This window comes from Rhizobium sp. 05L419 (genome assembly GCF_056397845.1).
The window spans coordinates 67,914-83,136 of record NZ_JBFTOF010000019.1; the positions used below are offsets into that span (position 1 = coordinate 67,914).

A 15,223-nucleotide genomic window follows, 5' to 3' on the forward strand; every position below is an offset into this window, starting at 1 on the left:
TATTTCAATACACGATTTGAGAGTCCCGCCATGGATTTGAACGGCCGACGTGTTTCACGTGAAACACAGCAGCGCCTTGAACACTTTGTCTCCCTGTTCCAGAAATGGGCAAGGACCATCAATCTGACCGCACCCTCGACGATCGAGGACGCTTGGCGGCGGCACGTTGCTGATAGCGCACAGATATTCCAGCTCCAACCCGCGGCCAAGACCTGGATCGACCTCGGGAGTGGTGGCGGCTTCCCAGGCGTTGTCACGGCGATCCTTCTTGCCGAATCTCAAGCTGGATGGGTGCATCTGGTCGAGAGCAATCACAAGAAGGCGGCATTCCTGCGAACAGCGTTGAGAGAAACCGGGGCGCGTGGATCTGTGCATCCGATTCGAATCGAGGACGCGCCGTCTGCCATAGACGCGGCTGATTTCGTATCGGCCCGTGCCCTGGCGGAATTGGGCGTGCTTCTTGACTTTATCGAACCCTGGGTGCTCAGGAACGGAAACCTGCGCGCCTACCTTCATAAAGGCCGGGATTATCGTTTCGAAATTGACAAAGCGCGTAGTCGCTGGAATTTCGATCTGTTAGAACATAAGAGCGCTGTCGAGACGGACTCGGTCGTGCTGGAGATCTCCAATCTCCAGCGTTTGGTTTAACAGATCGGTATTGCGACAATGGTTGGTGCACGAAATCGAATTATTACCATTGCAAATCAAAAGGGCGGCGTTGGCAAAACAACGACGGCCATCAATCTTGCGACTGCCTTGGCTGCAATTGGTGAACGAGTTCTGATTGTCGACCTTGATCCGCAGGGAAACGCGAGTACGGGGCTTGGAATCGAACGCAAGCATCGCAAGCTGTCTTCGTATGATTTGCTTGTCGGAAACCAAGACATCTTGGATGTCGTTCAGGAGACCGCCGTCCCCAACCTCTTTATCGTCCCGTCGACGATGGACCTGTTGGGGATAGAGATGGAAATTGCGCAGCAAGGCGATCGGGTTTTCAAGCTTAAGAAAGCCCTCGCGCAGGAAAATGCGTTTCGCTTTTCCTACATCCTTGTCGATTGCCCTCCGTCGTTCAATCTTCTGACAATGAATGCGATGGCCGCGGCGCATTCGGTCCTTGTGCCTTTGCAGTGCGAATTTTTTGCCCTCGAGGGGCTCAGCCAGCTTCTGGAGACGGTCGATCAGGTTCGTCGCAGCGTGAATCCGGGGCTGGATATTCAGGGCATCGTTCTGACGATGTTCGATGCCAGAAACAATCTGGCGCAACAGGTCGTCAACGATGTTCGAACGCATCTGGGCGAGAAGGTGTATCATACATTGATACCGCGCAACGTCAGGGTCTCGGAGGCGCCGTCTTACGGCAAGCCCGCGATACTCTACGATCTGAAGTGTGCAGGAAGTCAGGCATATCTGCAGCTCGCATCTGAAGTGATACAACGCGAACGCCAGCGAGTGGCGGCCTAAGCGTAGGTTGGGAAGCATTGGGTTTGACGATGAATGATGATGTCTCGAAAAGAAGACTTGGACGCGGCCTCGCAGCGTTGATCGGTGAGATGGATCAACCGTTGCCGGTCGATTCCGATACACGCCCGGTCAGCGCTGACCGGCTTATTCCCATCGAGTTTATCAGCCGCAATCCGCGCAATCCCCGCCGCTTCTTCGATGATGGCGAGCTGCATGATCTCGCAAGCTCCATTCGGCAGCACGGCATCGTCCAACCGGTGGTGGTCCGGACACTTGCAGTCGGTCAGTATGAAATAATAGCCGGAGAACGACGTTGGAGAGCGGCACAGCTTGCCGGCCTGATTGAGATTCCGGTCATCGTCCGCGATGTCGACGACAAAACCGCTCTCGAGATAGCGATCGTCGAAAATGTCCAGCGCTCGGATCTCAATGCCCTCGAAGAGGCGCTCGGCTACGAGCAGCTGATTGCCGAATACGGATACACGCAGAACGATCTTGGTGAGATTATCGGCAAGAGCCGGAGCCATGTGGCGAATTCTCTCCGCCTCCTGAAGCTGCCGGAGCCTGTTCGCGATCTGCTTGCGGCAGGCAGCCTGTCTGCCGGGCACGCGCGCGCTCTTGTTCCGACCTCGGATCCCTCGACGCTTGCTCGCACCATCGTTTCCAAGGGTATGTCTGTTCGCGACGCAGAGCGGCTGGCGCAGAACGACATAAAAGCCCAGTCGGAGCCGAAGCTCGGGACGCACCAGCGCGATCACCAGAAGGATTCCGATACCGTGGCTCTCGAGCGAACCCTATCGGATACGCTGGGTCTCGACGTGACGATCAATCACAAAACGACGGGCGGCCAGATTCGAATCTCCTATAAGTCCTTGGAACAGCTGGAAGAAATCTGCCGTCTCCTCGAGCGACGGTAGCGCTCTATCGGCGGCCGGATTGCAAAGTCGTCGAGAGCAGCGTCTGAATTGCTATCGTGTCTTCCAAGGAGGGGCGTCTGCGTGTCTGCAGGATGGCCGACTGTAGCCGGTTTGTTTCACGCGCTACGGCGTCGGTAGACCAGGCCCGCAGTGCCTGCTCCATGATGGGTTTTCTTCGGAAATGGAGATGCCGACCGAGCGTCTGCATCACCTGCGTGGCGGGGATGCGCTTCTCCTCCATCTCAGCCTTCATCGCGTCAATGAGCTGAAACTGCTTCAAGCATGCCTGGATAACAAGAAAGATCGCGGTTTTGGACGCTGTGATTTTCTGCATGGCATGGAGAAAGTTGCCGGTGTTGCCGCTCAGGATGGCATCCACTGCATCATCGACGGATATGGCACTCGCATCGCCGATGATCTCCGTGACATGGTGCTCCTCGACGGTATCGCAACCACGGCAATAGAGCGCCAGTTTCTTCAATTCGTTGCGGGACGCAATTCGGTCGCCGCCGATCAGGTCGACAAGAGCTTGTCGCGCTGCTGGAGATATTCGCAAGCCAGCGGCCGCAAGCTCCGCATCAACAAGGGCGTTGAGCGCGCGCGTGTCGTCCGCATAGCATGGGATGGTGGCAATGCTGCGGGCCGCTTCGGCGGATTTTCGCAGAAGCGAGCCCTTCTTCAGATCCCCGGCTTCTACAATAAGGAAGGTGTCCTGCAGTGTCTTGGCGGACAGAAGTTGAAGTGGTTCGACGAGATATTTTTCATTGGCGGCGCCACGGATCCATATCAATTTCTCGCCGCCAAAGAGGCCGATCGCTCCCGCCTCATCGAGAAGCCGGCCCTGATCCTTCTGCAGATCGGCAATGTCGAGCTTGATCAGCGAGAACGGATCATTGAGAGATACGCCTGTTTTCGCCGCGATAAGGCCGGCTCGCTCCGACACCAGTCCTCGGTCTGGTCCGTAAATGACAAAGATTCGATAGTTGCGTGCGGATCTCTCGAGAAATCCTTCGAATTCATGCGATTTGATTTCCGCCACGCATCCGCTCCCTAGCGGCCGAGTGCGGCTGCGATATCTGCTGCCACGAACTCGGCGGCCTGACGTGCTGCCCGATCCTCGGCGTCGCGGATCGCGCGCAGTTTCGCAAACTCCTGATTGGGAAAATCGACAAGAGCCGTCGCCGACTGGTTTCCTGCCTTGATCACACTGCCGTCCTTTGTGGACTTCAACGTATAGTCTACGCTGACAGTCGCGCGACCGGCCCGCGATGTATCGGAGGATGCCACGAGCAAGGTGTCAATGACGCTGGAGCGAGCATTGAATTCGACCTTGTAGTCGGCTTTATCAGGTTCGCCGGCACCACGTGAAGCGAGGAATATCAGCCGATTTCGAACCTCCAGTTCAATGCGCGTGGATGCCTCGGCGAAACTGACTGAGGCCAGCTTGCCTGCGACGCCGGAGCCTTCGGAATAGAGCGGGCGCACCTGGCAGGAAGCGAGAAGAACCGTGGTTGCGAGCATCGCGGCGATAGCCGTGCCGCGAGCCAGCTTGGAAGCGATATTAAACGACAATGTTCACAATCCTTTGCGGAACCACGATGACCTTCTTAGGCGCTTGACCGTTCAGCACTCTCTTGACCTCATCCAGAGCGAGCGCGCTTTCGCTGACCGCACTTTGATCTGCGTCGCGAGATATTGTCAATTCAGCCCGCTTCTTGCCATTGATCTGAACAGGCAGGACGACGTCGTTTTCCATGACCAGCTTGTCGTCGTATGACGGCCAGGATTTCCTGGCGAGCAGCTCGGTCTTTCCAAGAACGACCCAGCACTCTTCAGCGAGATGCGGCGTCATCGGGGCGACCAACTGCACCAGGATTTCTGCAGCGTCTCGAACGGCAGAGCGGTAAGCGATGTCACCCTCACCTGCGGCGATCTTGGTGAGCGGCCCGGCAAGTGCGTTTACGAGCTCGTAGATACGCGCGACAGCCTTGTTGAACCAAAGCCTGTCGTAGTCGTTCTGAACGGCCTTCAAGGTCTTGTGGGCAATCTGTGAAATCGCCAGCGCGTCTCCATCTTTAGCCGGAGTCGCCTCCACACCCGCCAAACCATCGGCCGCCTCGCAGAGGAGACGCCACAGTCGCTGGGTGAAGCGGTGAGCACCTTCGACACCGGCCTCCGACCAGATGACGTCGCGTTCGGGCGGAGAATCGGAGAGAACGAAGAAGCGCGCCGTATCGGCACCGTAAGAGGCGATGATGTCATCCGGATCGACGACATTCTTCTTTGATTTCGACATCTTCTCGATCGCGCCGATCGCTACTTCTTCACCGCCGGCCAGAAGGTAAGCGCTGCGCTTTCCGTCAAGTTCCTCGATGCGAATGTCTGCCGGAGCGACCCACTCCCGGCTCATGCCCGATCCGCGGCTGTAGGTCTCGTGTACGACCATACCCTGGGTGAACAGTCCCTTGAATGGTTCCTTCACATCCACGTGCCCGGTCTCGCGCATGGCGCGCGTGAAGAATCGCGAATAGAGCAGGTGGAGAATCGCGTGTTCGATGCCGCCGATATATTGATCGACCGGCAGCCAGCGGTTTGCCGCCTGAGGGTCCGTTGGCTTGCCCTCCCATGGTGCCGTGAACCGGGTGAAGTACCAGCTGGAATCGACGAAGGTGTCCATCGTATCGGTTTCACGACGGGCGTCCTTGCCGCAGGTGGGGCACGCCACGTGACGCCAGGTCGGATGGCGATCAAGCGGGTTGCCGGGCTGGTCGAACGTCACATCTTCCGGGAGCTTCACCGGGAGGTCCTTTTTCGGAACCGGTATTACGCCGCAATCGTCGCAATGAATGACCGGAATGGGGCAACCCCAGTAGCGCTGCCGCGAAATGCCCCAGTCGCGCAGGCGGAAATTGACCTTGCGCTCACCCTGTGGCGCATTGCCGAGAGATGCCGAAGACAGGCGATCGGCGACGATATCGAAAGCTTCTTCGGTGGTCTTGCCATCGAGGAAGCGCGAATTGATCATCACACCGTCGCCATCATAGGCAACGTCGCCAACGCTGAAGCTTGCAGCGTCGCCGTCGACGGGCATGACAACAGGCACGACCGGCAGGCCATACTTGTGCGCAAAATCGAGGTCGCGTTGATCGCCCGAAGGGCAGCCGAAAATCGCGCCCGTTCCATAGTCCATAAGGACGAAGTTCGCGACATAGACCGGCAATTCCCAGGAAGGATCGAGCGGATGCTTGACCCGAATGCCGGTATCGACACCTTTCTTTTCGGCCGTTTCCAGCGCAGCCAGCGAGGTGCCGGCGCGGCGGCACTCGTCACAGAACGCATCGATAGCCGGATTCTTGGCGGAGGCCTCCTTCGCGAGCGGATGGTCGGCCGAGATTGCCAGGAACGACGCGCCAAACAGCGTATCGGGGCGCGTCGTATAGACCGTGACTTCGGTCTCTCCGGCCGGAGCCGTCCCGTCGACGAGCTCCCAACGGATGGTCATGCCTTCGGAGCGACCGATCCAGTTCTTCTGCATCAGCCGGACCTTTTCAGGCCACTGGTCGAGTGTCTCCAATGCGTCGAGCAGATCCTGGCTGAAATCGGTGATCTTGAAGAACCACTGCGTCAGTTCCCGCTGCTCGACCAGGGCACCGGAACGCCAGCCTCGACCATCGATGACCTGCTCGTTGGCGAGAACGGTATTGTCGACAGGGTCCCAGTTCACCTTGGATTGTTTGCGATAGACGAGGCCCTTTTCGAGAAAGTCCACAAACAGATGCTGCTGGTGCTGGTAATAGGCGACGTCACAGGTTGCGAATTCGCGACTCCAGTCCAGCGACAGGCCCATCGCCTTCAGCTGTGCCTTCATCGACGCAATGTTCTGATAGGTCCAGGATGCCGGGTGCACGCCGCGTTCCATGGCGGCATTTTCAGCCGGCATGCCGAACGCATCCCAACCCATCGGATGGAGCACGTTGTAGCCGCGCGCGCGCTTGTAGCGGGCGACAACGTCACCCATCGCATAGTTGCGCACATGCCCCATATGGATACGGCCGGAAGGATACGGGAACATTTCAAGCACGTAGTACTTCTCGCGCGGATCGCTATTGTCGGTCTCAAAGACCTTCTCTTCGTTCCATTTCTGCTGCCAGCGGGGCTCGGCATCGCGCGGGTTATAACGTTCGGTAGCCATCGTATTCGCATTTCCGGAAAATCATGGGAGGTTGGTGCTGACCTTCACCATGAAACTACCGAAGCGTCAAGTTTTGCGGCCATGGTAAGCGCCCGATCTGCGCTTGCGGGCGATAAATTCGAAACAGTGGGCCTTGGCAAGCACAGAGCCGGCGTTTAGTGGATTGTCATCCTTCCCGATGATCTGCTGAGGCGCGATGATGGAACTTCAAGAGCGACTGGACGAGGTGCGGTCGCGCATCGCGATGGTGGAACGCGAGGTGGGTCGGCCCGACGGGGCGGTTTGTCTTGTTGCGGTGTCAAAGACATTCGATGCCGATGCGATCCGTCTGGTTATCGCTGCGGGCCAGCGCGTGTTCGGTGAAAATCGGGTTCAGGAGAGTCAGGGAAAATGGCCTGGGCTGAAGGCAGAAACCGACGACATCGAGCTTCATCTAATCGGGCCGTTGCAATCAAACAAGGCCGCGGAAGCCGTCGCTCTATTTGACGTGATCGAAACGGTCGATCGCGAAAAGATCGCGCGCGCACTTGCAACGGAAATGAAACACCAGGGAAAGACACCTCGTCTCTACGTTCAGGTGAACACAGGTCTCGAACCGCAGAAGGCGGGCATCGCTCCCACTGAAACGCCTGCTTTCGTCACCTTCTGCCGAAACGAGCTTGGCCTCAGCATCGAGGGACTGATGTGCATCCCTCCGGCCGATGAAAATCCCGGTCCGCATTTCGCGCTTCTGGCAAAGCTCGCAAAGACATGTGGTGTCGAGAAACTCTCGATGGGCATGTCTGGCGACTACGAGATTGCGGTTGCCTTTGGTGCAACCAGCGTTCGCGTGGGCTCGGCCATTTTCGGTCTACGCTGACACGCTGCTTTCGTCGGGCTTTCGCTGCAAGCCGCACTCCCCTAGATTGGCTGGATAACTTGCATGTCCTGGGGAGGAGCAAATGCGAGGGAGCTATCAGCAGCTCTATGCAGAGTGGAAGAGGGATCCCGTAAACTTCTGGCGCGGCCCGGCGGAGGATATTGTTTGGTTCAAGGCCCCCGAACATGTCTTTTCGCCAGGGGATGGGCCATATGGGCGCTGGTTTGCCGGCGGCGAGACCAACACATGCTACAACTGCCTGGATCGGCATGTCCTTGGCGGCCGCGGTAGCGACACCGCCATTATCTTTGACAGCCCCATCAGCGGCGCCAAGCAGTCCTTCACCTATGACGATGCGCTCGGCGAAGTTAAGGTTATTGCCGCAACGCTGAGGCGACTCGCAATCACGAAAGGCGACCGGGTCATTCTTTACATGCCGATGGTTCCGGAGGCGATTTTCTCCATGCTGGCATGTGCCCGCATCGGCGCAGTGCATTCAGTCGTGTTCGGCGGGTTCGCCGCGAACGAACTTGCGGCCCGCATCGATGATTCGGGCGCGAAACTAATCATCACCGCGAGCTGCGGCCTGGAGCCAGGCAGGGTGATTGCCTATAAACCGCTTGTCGACCAGGCCATCGCGATCGCCAAGACCAAGCCCGAGCACTGCCTTGTGTTGCAAAGGCCGCAGCTTGTTGCAGACCTCACGCCTGATCGCGACCAGGATTTCGAGGTTGCGGTCGGTTATAATCGCGGGCTCGAGGTCGCCTGTGTTTCGCTCAAGGCGACGGATCCCCTGTATATTCTCTATACATCCGGGACCACGGGGCAGCCGAAGGGTGTCGTGCGCGACAACGGCGGTCACATGGTCGCGCTGAATTGGTCCATGGCGAATATCTACGGCATGAAGCCCGGCGAGGTCTTCTGGGCGGCCTCCGACATAGGCTGGGTCGTCGGCCATTCCTACATTGTCTACGCACCGCTGCTTGCCGGTGTAACTACGCTTATTTTCGAGGGAAAGCCGGTCGGAACGCCGGACGCCGGTGCCTTCTGGCGTATCGTCAGCGAGCACAAGGTGAGGGTGCTGTTCACAGCGCCCACTGCGTTCCGGGCCATTCGGCGGGAGGATAGCGATGGGCAGTTCATTCGTGCATTTCCGATGCCGGACTTCCGAGCACTGTTTTTGGCAGGTGAGCGGGCAGATCCGGAGACGTTGAAGTGGGCGGAGCACATGCTCGGCGTTCCTGTCATCGACCATTGGTGGCAAACGGAAACCGGATGGCCAGTTGCGGCGAACCCGCTGGGACTTGAGCGATTGCCGGTGAAGCACGGCTCGCCATCGGTACCGATGCCCGGATACGACATCGAGGTGGTGGACGACGCGGGCCACGCAGTGCCGACCGGTACGCTCGGCAACGTCGTCGTCAAGCTTCCACTTCCTCCCGGTTGCCTACCGACGCTCTGGAATGCCGACGAGCGTTTCTGCTCTGCCTATCTTGACGAGTTTCCAGGCTACTACAAAACGGCGGACGCCGGTTACATCGATGACGACGGTTATCTGTTCATCATGTCGAGAACCGACGACATCATCAATTGTGCCGGGCACAGGCTCTCGACGGGAGCGATGGAGGAAGTTTGCGCCATGCATCCCGATGTCGCAGAATGCGCCGTGGTGGGCATTGCGGATTCTCTCAAGGGCCAGGTGCCTTGCGGCTTTCTCGTGCTGAAGAAAAGTGTTTCACGGGAAACATCGGCGATCGAATCCGAGGTGGTGGCGCTGATTCGCGAGCAGATCGGGCCGGTGGCGGCTTTCAAAACCGCAATCACTGTCGAGCGGCTACCCAAAACCCGATCAGGCAAGATCCTGCGCGGCACGATGCAGAAGATCGCAGACGGCGTGCCTTGGAAGATGCCGGCAACGATCGACGATCCCGCTATTTTGGAAGAAATAGCCGCGGCACTGCGCGCCAGAGGCTTTGGGACGCTGCCCATCTGACGCTCGCAAAAAAAAGCCCCACAAAAGCAGGGCTCTGTCAGTCTCTGTGCAATGCCTCAGTACAATGCCTCAGTACTGGTCGTCGTCCTCGTCTTTCGGCGAGGATTTCAGCGACTTGAGCTTCGCAAAGACGGCATCGGCGTCGATTTCCTTTTCCTCTTCGCGCTCGTAGTTCGGTGCCAGACGCTCGGTCTCCTGCGCGGACTGCAGGGTCGCGCCGAGTTCTGCGGCGGTCGGGAGCGGACGGCCCTTGGAGGCTTTTTCGACTTCCATGTCGAGGTCGATCTGGCTGCAGAGGCCGAGCGTCACCGGATCCATCGGCGTGAGGTTGGCAGCGTTCCAGTGGGTGCGTTCGCGAATCTGCTCGATCGTCGATTTCGTCGTGCCGACCAGGCGCGAAATCTGAGCATCCTTCAGTTCCGGATGATTGCGCACCAGCCAGAGGATCGCGTTCGGGCGGTCCTGACGCTTGGAGACCGGCGTATAGCGCGGGCCGCGACGCTTGGATTCCGGTACGCGTACCTTCGGTTCCGAAAGCTTAAGCTTGTGAGCCGGATTTTTCTCGGCACGGGCGATTTCGTCGCGCGAAAGCTGGCCGGTGGAGATCGGATCCAGACCCTTGATGCCCTGTGCGGCTTCGCCATCGGCGATGGCTTTCACTTCGAGCGGATGCAGTCTGCAGAACTGAGCGATCTGGTCGAAAGACAGAGCTGTGTTATCGACGAGCCAGATAGCGGTCGCCTTCGGCATGAGCAGTTGTTGAGCCATGGATATAGTCCTTCTGTCGTCCGCGCCGGTGTCGCGGTCCGTGGGTTGTCACCACTATGTCCGGGAAATATGCCGCTATATAACCGCAGTGATGCATAATTGCAATTCATCGCGCACGAAATGACCTTTGTCTAATTGCCGGGCGAATGCGAGCTGCTATGAATGCCCTAAAAGGGCCGCAGCGCGTCGCTGCCGCCTGGTGCCTGAGTGAGGAGGAATTCAATGTCGCAGAAGATCTACCCGGTTCAAAAACCGGTTAAAAGCCAAGCGCTTATCGACAAGGCCAAGTACGAGAAATGGTACGAGGAAAGTGTCGAGAACCCCGATAAGTTCTGGGGCAAGCACGGCAAGCGGATCGACTGGTTCAAGCCCTACACCAAGGTCAAAAACACCTCCTTTACGGGCAAGGTGTCAATCAAGTGGTTCGAAGACGGGCAAACGAACGTCTCCTACAATTGCATCGACCGGCATCTGAAAACCAACGGCAATCAGGTCGCGATCATCTTCGAGGGAGACAACCCCTACATCGACAAGAAGGTGACCTATAACGAACTCTACGAGCATGTCTGCCGCATGGCGAACGTACTCAAGAAGCACGGCGTCAAGAAGGGCGACCGGGTCACCATCTACATGCCGATGATTCCGGAAGCGGCCTATGCGATGCTCGCCTGCGCCCGTATCGGCGCGGTGCATTCCGTTGTCTTCGGCGGGTTTTCGCCGGAAGCCCTGGCGGGCCGTATCGTCGATTGCGAATCCACCTTCGTCATTACCTGTGACGAAGGCGTGCGCGGCGGCAAGCCGGTAGCGCTGAAGGAGAACACGGATACCGCCATCCATATTGCAGCGCGCCAGCACGTCATCGTCGAAAAGGTGCTGGTTGTTCGCCGCACAGGCGGCAAAACCGGTTGGGCGCCGGGTCGCGACCTCTGGTACCACCAGGAGGTTGCAACGGTGAAGGCCGAATGCCCGCCGGTCAAGATGAAGGCGGAAGATCCGCTCTTCATCCTCTATACGTCGGGTTCCACCGGCAAGCCGAAGGGCGTTCTGCATACGACGGCTGGCTATCTCGTCTATGCCTCAATGACGCATGAGTATGTCTTCGACTATCATCCCGGCGATATCTACTGGTGCACAGCCGATGTTGGTTGGGTGACCGGCCATTCCTATATCGTCTACGGCCCGCTTTCGAACTGTGCGACGACGCTGATGTTCGAGGGTGTGCCAAACTTCCCGGATCAGGGCCGTTTCTGGGAAATCATCGACAAGCACAAAGTCAATATCTTCTACACCGCGCCAACGGCGATCCGCTCGCTGATGGGCGCTGGCGACCACTTCGTTACCCGCTCCGCCCGTTCTTCGCTGCGCGTGCTCGGCACTGTTGGCGAGCCGATCAATCCGGAAGCCTGGGAGTGGTACTACAACGTCGTCGGCGACAAGCGCTGCCCGGTCATCGATACCTGGTGGCAGACGGAAACCGGCGGTCACATGATTACGCCGCTGCCGGGTGCCACCGATCTCAAACCGGGCTCGGCAACGATGCCGTTCTTCGGCGTAAAGCCGGAGCTGGTCGACAACGAAGGCAAGCTACTGGAGGGTGCTGCGGACGGCAATCTGTGCATCTCCGACAGCTGGCCGGGCCAGATGCGCACGGTCTACGGCGATCACGAGCGCTTCATCCAGACCTACTTTTCCACCTACAAGGGCAAGTATTTCACCGGCGACGGCTGCCGCCGCGATGAGGACGGTTACTACTGGATCACCGGCCGCGTCGACGACGTGCTCAATGTTTCCGGCCATCGTCTCGGTACGGCGGAAGTGGAGTCTGCGCTGGTCTCGCACCAGCTGGTTTCCGAAGCCGCAGTGGTCGGTTATCCACATGCCATCAAGGGGCAAGGCATCTATTGCTATGTCACGCTGATGGCAGGCAACGAGGGTTCTGACGAACTGCGCCAGCAGCTCGTCAAGCACGTGCGCGCCGAAATCGGTCCTATCGCCGCACCTGACAAGATCCAGTTCGCGCCCGGCTTGCCGAAAACGCGCTCCGGCAAGATCATGCGCCGTATCCTGCGAAAGATTGCCGAAGATGATTTCGGATCGCTGGGCGACATATCGACACTTGCCGATCCTGCTGTCGTGGACGACCTGATCGCCAACCGCCAAAACAAGGCAACCGCCTGATCCAGACAGCCGCTGCGGGCAACCGGAGCGGCTTCAGCCGCAGGCCTTGCTTTGCCGCCACCGTCGCTTGCCGGTGAAGGTCGATAGAAATATTTACCTAGAAATCGATGGCTCGGCCATTGATCTCCCAATCACCGAAGCGGGCGGGGTCGGCACCGCCCCTGCCGCCGATTTCCGGTGGCATGTCGGCTGGTTGCTGGTTGCGGCGGCGCTCTTCGGCTTCGGCCAGAGCGCGCCTGGCAGCTGGCGACAGCAATTTGCGTGGCGGTTCGGAGCTTTCCGTTGTCGGGGTTTGCGTGTTGTCGTTGTCGGCTTCTTGCATCACGCGCTTTTGCCTGAAAATATTGAAAATAGCTTGCGAATAACCAAATCATAGTGCGCCGGCGCAACGATTGAAACCCTTCCGTATGCGGACTGCGCTCCGGCGGTTGATGGAGACACCGATGAACCTTGTTCGTACTGCCATGTTGCTTGCCTTCATGACCGCGCTGTTCATGGTCGTCGGCTTTATGATCGGCGGCCGAGGCGGGATGATGATTGCGTTCCTGATGGCTGCAGGCATGAATTTCTTTTCGTACTGGAATTCAGACCGGATGGTCCTTTCAGCATATCGCGCCCAGGAGGTTGATGAGCGAAACGCGCCGGAATTCTTTGCGATTATCCGCGACCTCGCCCGCAATGCCGGGCTACCCATGCCAAAAGTATATCTTTACGACAGCCCACAGCCAAACGCCTTCGCGACCGGCCGAAATCCGCAAAACGCGGCCGTCGCAGCCTCGACAGGCCTGTTGAGCGCGCTTTCGCCGGAGGAAGTTGCCGGCGTCATGGCGCACGAGCTCGCACATGTGCAAAACCGCGATACTTTGACGATGACGATCACAGCGACGCTTGCGGGTGCCATTTCCATGTTGGGTAATTTCGCCTTCTTTTTCGGGGGGCATCGGGAAAACAACAACAACCCGCTGGGATTCGTCGGTGTCCTGTTGGCGATGATCGTTGCTCCGCTGGCGGCCATGCTGGTGCAGATGGCGATCAGCCGCACGCGCGAATATTCCGCCGATCGGCGCGGCGCCGAAATCTGCGGCAATCCCCTTTGGCTTGCATCCGCACTCGGCAAGATCGCCCGCGGCGCTTCACAGATTCCAAATTATGACGCGGAGCGTAATCCGGCGACCGCCCATATGTTCATCATCAATCCCTTGACCGGTGCGGGGATGGACAACCTGTTTTCGACCCATCCCAACACCGAGAACCGGATTGCGGCGCTTCAGGAAATGGCGCATGGCTCGATGAATGCCTCGACGCAGGCGGCTCCTGCTGCTAATCCGATGCGCAAATCGCGCTCTGTTCCGGATGCGGGCCTTAGCCGCGGTGGTTCGCAACCGCCAAAGGGTCCTTGGTCTTGAATTCAGACGGCAAGAAGAAGCCATTCCGCAGACAAACGTCTCCCGTTTCTCGCGCCGACGCCGGTTCGGCAAAGCCCGGCCTCCAGGCTCGCGCGGCGGCGACGAAGATTCTGGCCGCTGTCGTCGATCGCAAGCTTCCGCTTGACGGCGCTCTCGACCACGAGCATGGCAATCCGGCCTATAAGGCGCTTCAAGACGATGACCGGGCGCTTGTCCGCGCTATCTTGAACACGACGCTTCGCCATTTGCCGCGCATCGAAGCTGCGATCGGTTCGTTGCTCAGTTCTCCCTTGCCAGACGGCGCGCGTGCCCTGCAACACGTGCTTGCCGTCGCGGCTGCTCAGATCCTCTATCTTGAGGTCCCGGATCACGCTGCGGTCGATATTGCCGTCGAGCAGGCAAATCATGATCCGCGCAGCCGTCGGTTTGCCAAGCTGGTGAATGCTGTTTTGCGTCGTCTCGGCCGAGAAAAGGAAGATATTCTCCGGCAGATCGACAATATCCCGGCCATGCCTGCCTGGTTTATCGAGCGCCTGGAACGAGCCTACGGCAGCGATGCCGCCCAGGCGATTTCGGATTCGCAGCTTCAGCCGGCTGCTATCGATCTCAGCGTCAAATCGGATGCCCAGGCCTGGGCGGAAAAGCTCAACGGCCTGGTCTTGCCCACCCACGGTATTCGTCTTGCAGCCTTCGCAGGAGGTATCCCCTCGCTCGAAGGATTCGAAGACGGCGCCTGGTGGGTGCAGGATGCGGCAGCCAGCATTCCAGCGCAGCTTTTCGGCGATCTAACGGGCAAGCGCGTTGCCGATCTTTGTGCTGCCCCTGGAGGCAAGACCGCTCAGCTTATTCTCGCAGGCGGTGCGGTCACGGCCGTCGAGCAATCCGAAAACCGGATCAGGCGGTTGCGGTCCAATCTCGATCGGTTGGGCCTAAACGCGGAAACGATTGCCGCTGATCTGACGCAATACAAGCCGGATGAGCTTTTCGACGCGATCCTTCTCGACGCGCCCTGTTCCTCGACGGGGACCACGCGCCGGCACCCGGATGTGCTGTGGACCAAGGGGCCGGAGGATATCGCAAAGCTTGCCGCCCTGCAGGAACGGCTTCTGCGGCACGCCCTGACACTGTTGAAGGCCGGCGGCACGATCGTCTTTTCGAACTGCTCGCTTGATCCGAGCGAGGGAGAAGAGGTCGTGGCTCGCGTGCTTGCGGATACGCCTGCGATCGAGCGGATCGCTATCGATCCGACGCGGTGGCGGGGGCTGGAGAGCGCAATCACATCGCTCGGCGAATTCCGCACGACACCCGACATGCTGGCAGTGCCTGCTGGCTTTGCGCCGGGACTTGACGGTTTCTATGCCGCGGTGCTGCGCCGTGTTGCCTGATGCAAAGGCAAATGGCATAGTTGAGCATTCGTCACAAATTCATAGACGGTCTGCGCCGTTTCCG

Annotated in this window: 13 protein-coding genes; 8 read left to right on the forward strand and 5 right to left on the reverse strand. The window is 58.7% G+C overall.

Annotated elements, in window-relative coordinates; all coding sequences use genetic code 11:
- The first annotated feature begins 30 nt into the window (after window positions 1–30).
- The 3 genes from rsmG to AC1DMK_RS21660 are packed head-to-tail and all read left to right on the forward strand — an operon-like array spanning window position 31 to window position 2,378.
- Complete coding sequence (gene rsmG / locus AC1DMK_RS21650) at window positions 31–648, forward strand: 16S rRNA (guanine(527)-N(7))-methyltransferase RsmG (RefSeq protein WP_477861872.1); 618 nt, start codon at window positions 31–33, stop codon at window positions 646–648.
- A gap of 18 nt (window positions 649–666) precedes the next feature.
- Window positions 667–1,461, forward strand: coding sequence for a ParA family protein (locus AC1DMK_RS21655; RefSeq protein ID WP_477861874.1), 795 nt, complete (start codon window positions 667–669; stop codon window positions 1,459–1,461).
- 29 nt (window positions 1,462–1,490) lie between these two features.
- Window positions 1,491–2,378 carry a ParB/RepB/Spo0J family partition protein gene (locus AC1DMK_RS21660; RefSeq protein ID WP_037064611.1) on the forward strand — a complete coding sequence of 296 codons (888 nt, stop codon included), beginning with the start codon at window positions 1,491–1,493 and terminating at the stop codon, window positions 2,376–2,378.
- A 4-nt stretch (window positions 2,379–2,382) separates the two neighbouring features.
- On the opposite strand, the gene holA is transcribed toward AC1DMK_RS21660, so the two are convergent.
- The 3 genes from holA to leuS are packed head-to-tail and all read right to left on the reverse strand — an operon-like array spanning window position 2,383 to window position 6,570.
- Entirely contained in the window at window positions 2,383–3,417 is a 1,035-nt protein-coding gene (gene holA, locus AC1DMK_RS21665) for a DNA polymerase III subunit delta (RefSeq protein WP_477861876.1), read from the reverse strand.
- Window positions 3,418–3,428: 11 nt separating this feature from the next.
- A complete protein-coding gene (gene lptE / locus AC1DMK_RS21670; RefSeq protein WP_477861878.1) occupies window positions 3,429–3,950 on the reverse strand; it encodes an LPS assembly lipoprotein LptE in 522 nt (173 codons plus the stop codon).
- Window positions 3,940–6,570: a leucine--tRNA ligase gene (gene leuS, locus AC1DMK_RS21675; RefSeq protein WP_477861880.1), complete on the reverse strand. Its 2,631-nt coding sequence runs from the start codon at window positions 6,568–6,570 to the stop codon at window positions 3,940–3,942. Before leuS ends, lptE begins: the two co-directional genes overlap by 11 nt.
- A 199-nt stretch (window positions 6,571–6,769) precedes the next feature.
- Between leuS and AC1DMK_RS21680 the strand changes: the two genes are divergently transcribed.
- A complete protein-coding gene (locus tag AC1DMK_RS21680) occupies window positions 6,770–7,429 on the forward strand; it encodes a YggS family pyridoxal phosphate-dependent enzyme (protein ID WP_477861942.1) in 660 nt (219 codons plus the stop codon).
- Window positions 7,430–7,511: 82 nt separating this feature from the next.
- A complete protein-coding gene (locus AC1DMK_RS21685; protein WP_477861882.1) occupies window positions 7,512–9,422 on the forward strand; it encodes a propionyl-CoA synthetase in 1,911 nt (636 codons plus the stop codon).
- 69 nt (window positions 9,423–9,491) lie between these two features.
- On the opposite strand, the gene AC1DMK_RS21690 is transcribed toward AC1DMK_RS21685, so the two are convergent.
- Window positions 9,492–10,190 (reverse strand): DUF1013 domain-containing protein, encoded by a 699-nt coding sequence (locus AC1DMK_RS21690; RefSeq protein ID WP_037064624.1) that lies wholly within the window; start codon window positions 10,188–10,190, stop codon window positions 9,492–9,494.
- A 222-nt stretch (window positions 10,191–10,412) separates the two neighbouring features.
- Between AC1DMK_RS21690 and acs the strand changes: the two genes are divergently transcribed.
- Window positions 10,413–12,368, forward strand: a complete 1,956-nt coding sequence (gene acs / locus AC1DMK_RS21695) for an acetate--CoA ligase (RefSeq protein WP_037064627.1) — start codon at window positions 10,413–10,415, stop codon at window positions 12,366–12,368.
- A gap of 97 nt (window positions 12,369–12,465) precedes the next feature.
- Here the strand turns inward: acs and AC1DMK_RS21700 are convergent, their stop codons facing one another.
- Window positions 12,466–12,690 (reverse strand): DUF1674 domain-containing protein, encoded by a 225-nt coding sequence (locus AC1DMK_RS21700; protein ID WP_477861944.1) that lies wholly within the window; start codon window positions 12,688–12,690, stop codon window positions 12,466–12,468.
- Window positions 12,691–12,811: 121 nt separating this feature from the next.
- Between AC1DMK_RS21700 and htpX the strand changes: the two genes are divergently transcribed.
- Both htpX and AC1DMK_RS21710 read left to right on the forward strand, forming a co-directional pair.
- Entirely contained in the window at window positions 12,812–13,774 is a 963-nt protein-coding gene (htpX, locus tag AC1DMK_RS21705) for a zinc metalloprotease HtpX (protein WP_477861884.1), read from the forward strand.
- A complete protein-coding gene (locus tag AC1DMK_RS21710) occupies window positions 13,765–15,159 on the forward strand; it encodes an RsmB/NOP family class I SAM-dependent RNA methyltransferase (protein WP_477861886.1) in 1,395 nt (464 codons plus the stop codon). Before htpX ends, AC1DMK_RS21710 begins: the two co-directional genes overlap by 10 nt.
- Window positions 15,160–15,223: the final 64 nt, after the last annotated feature.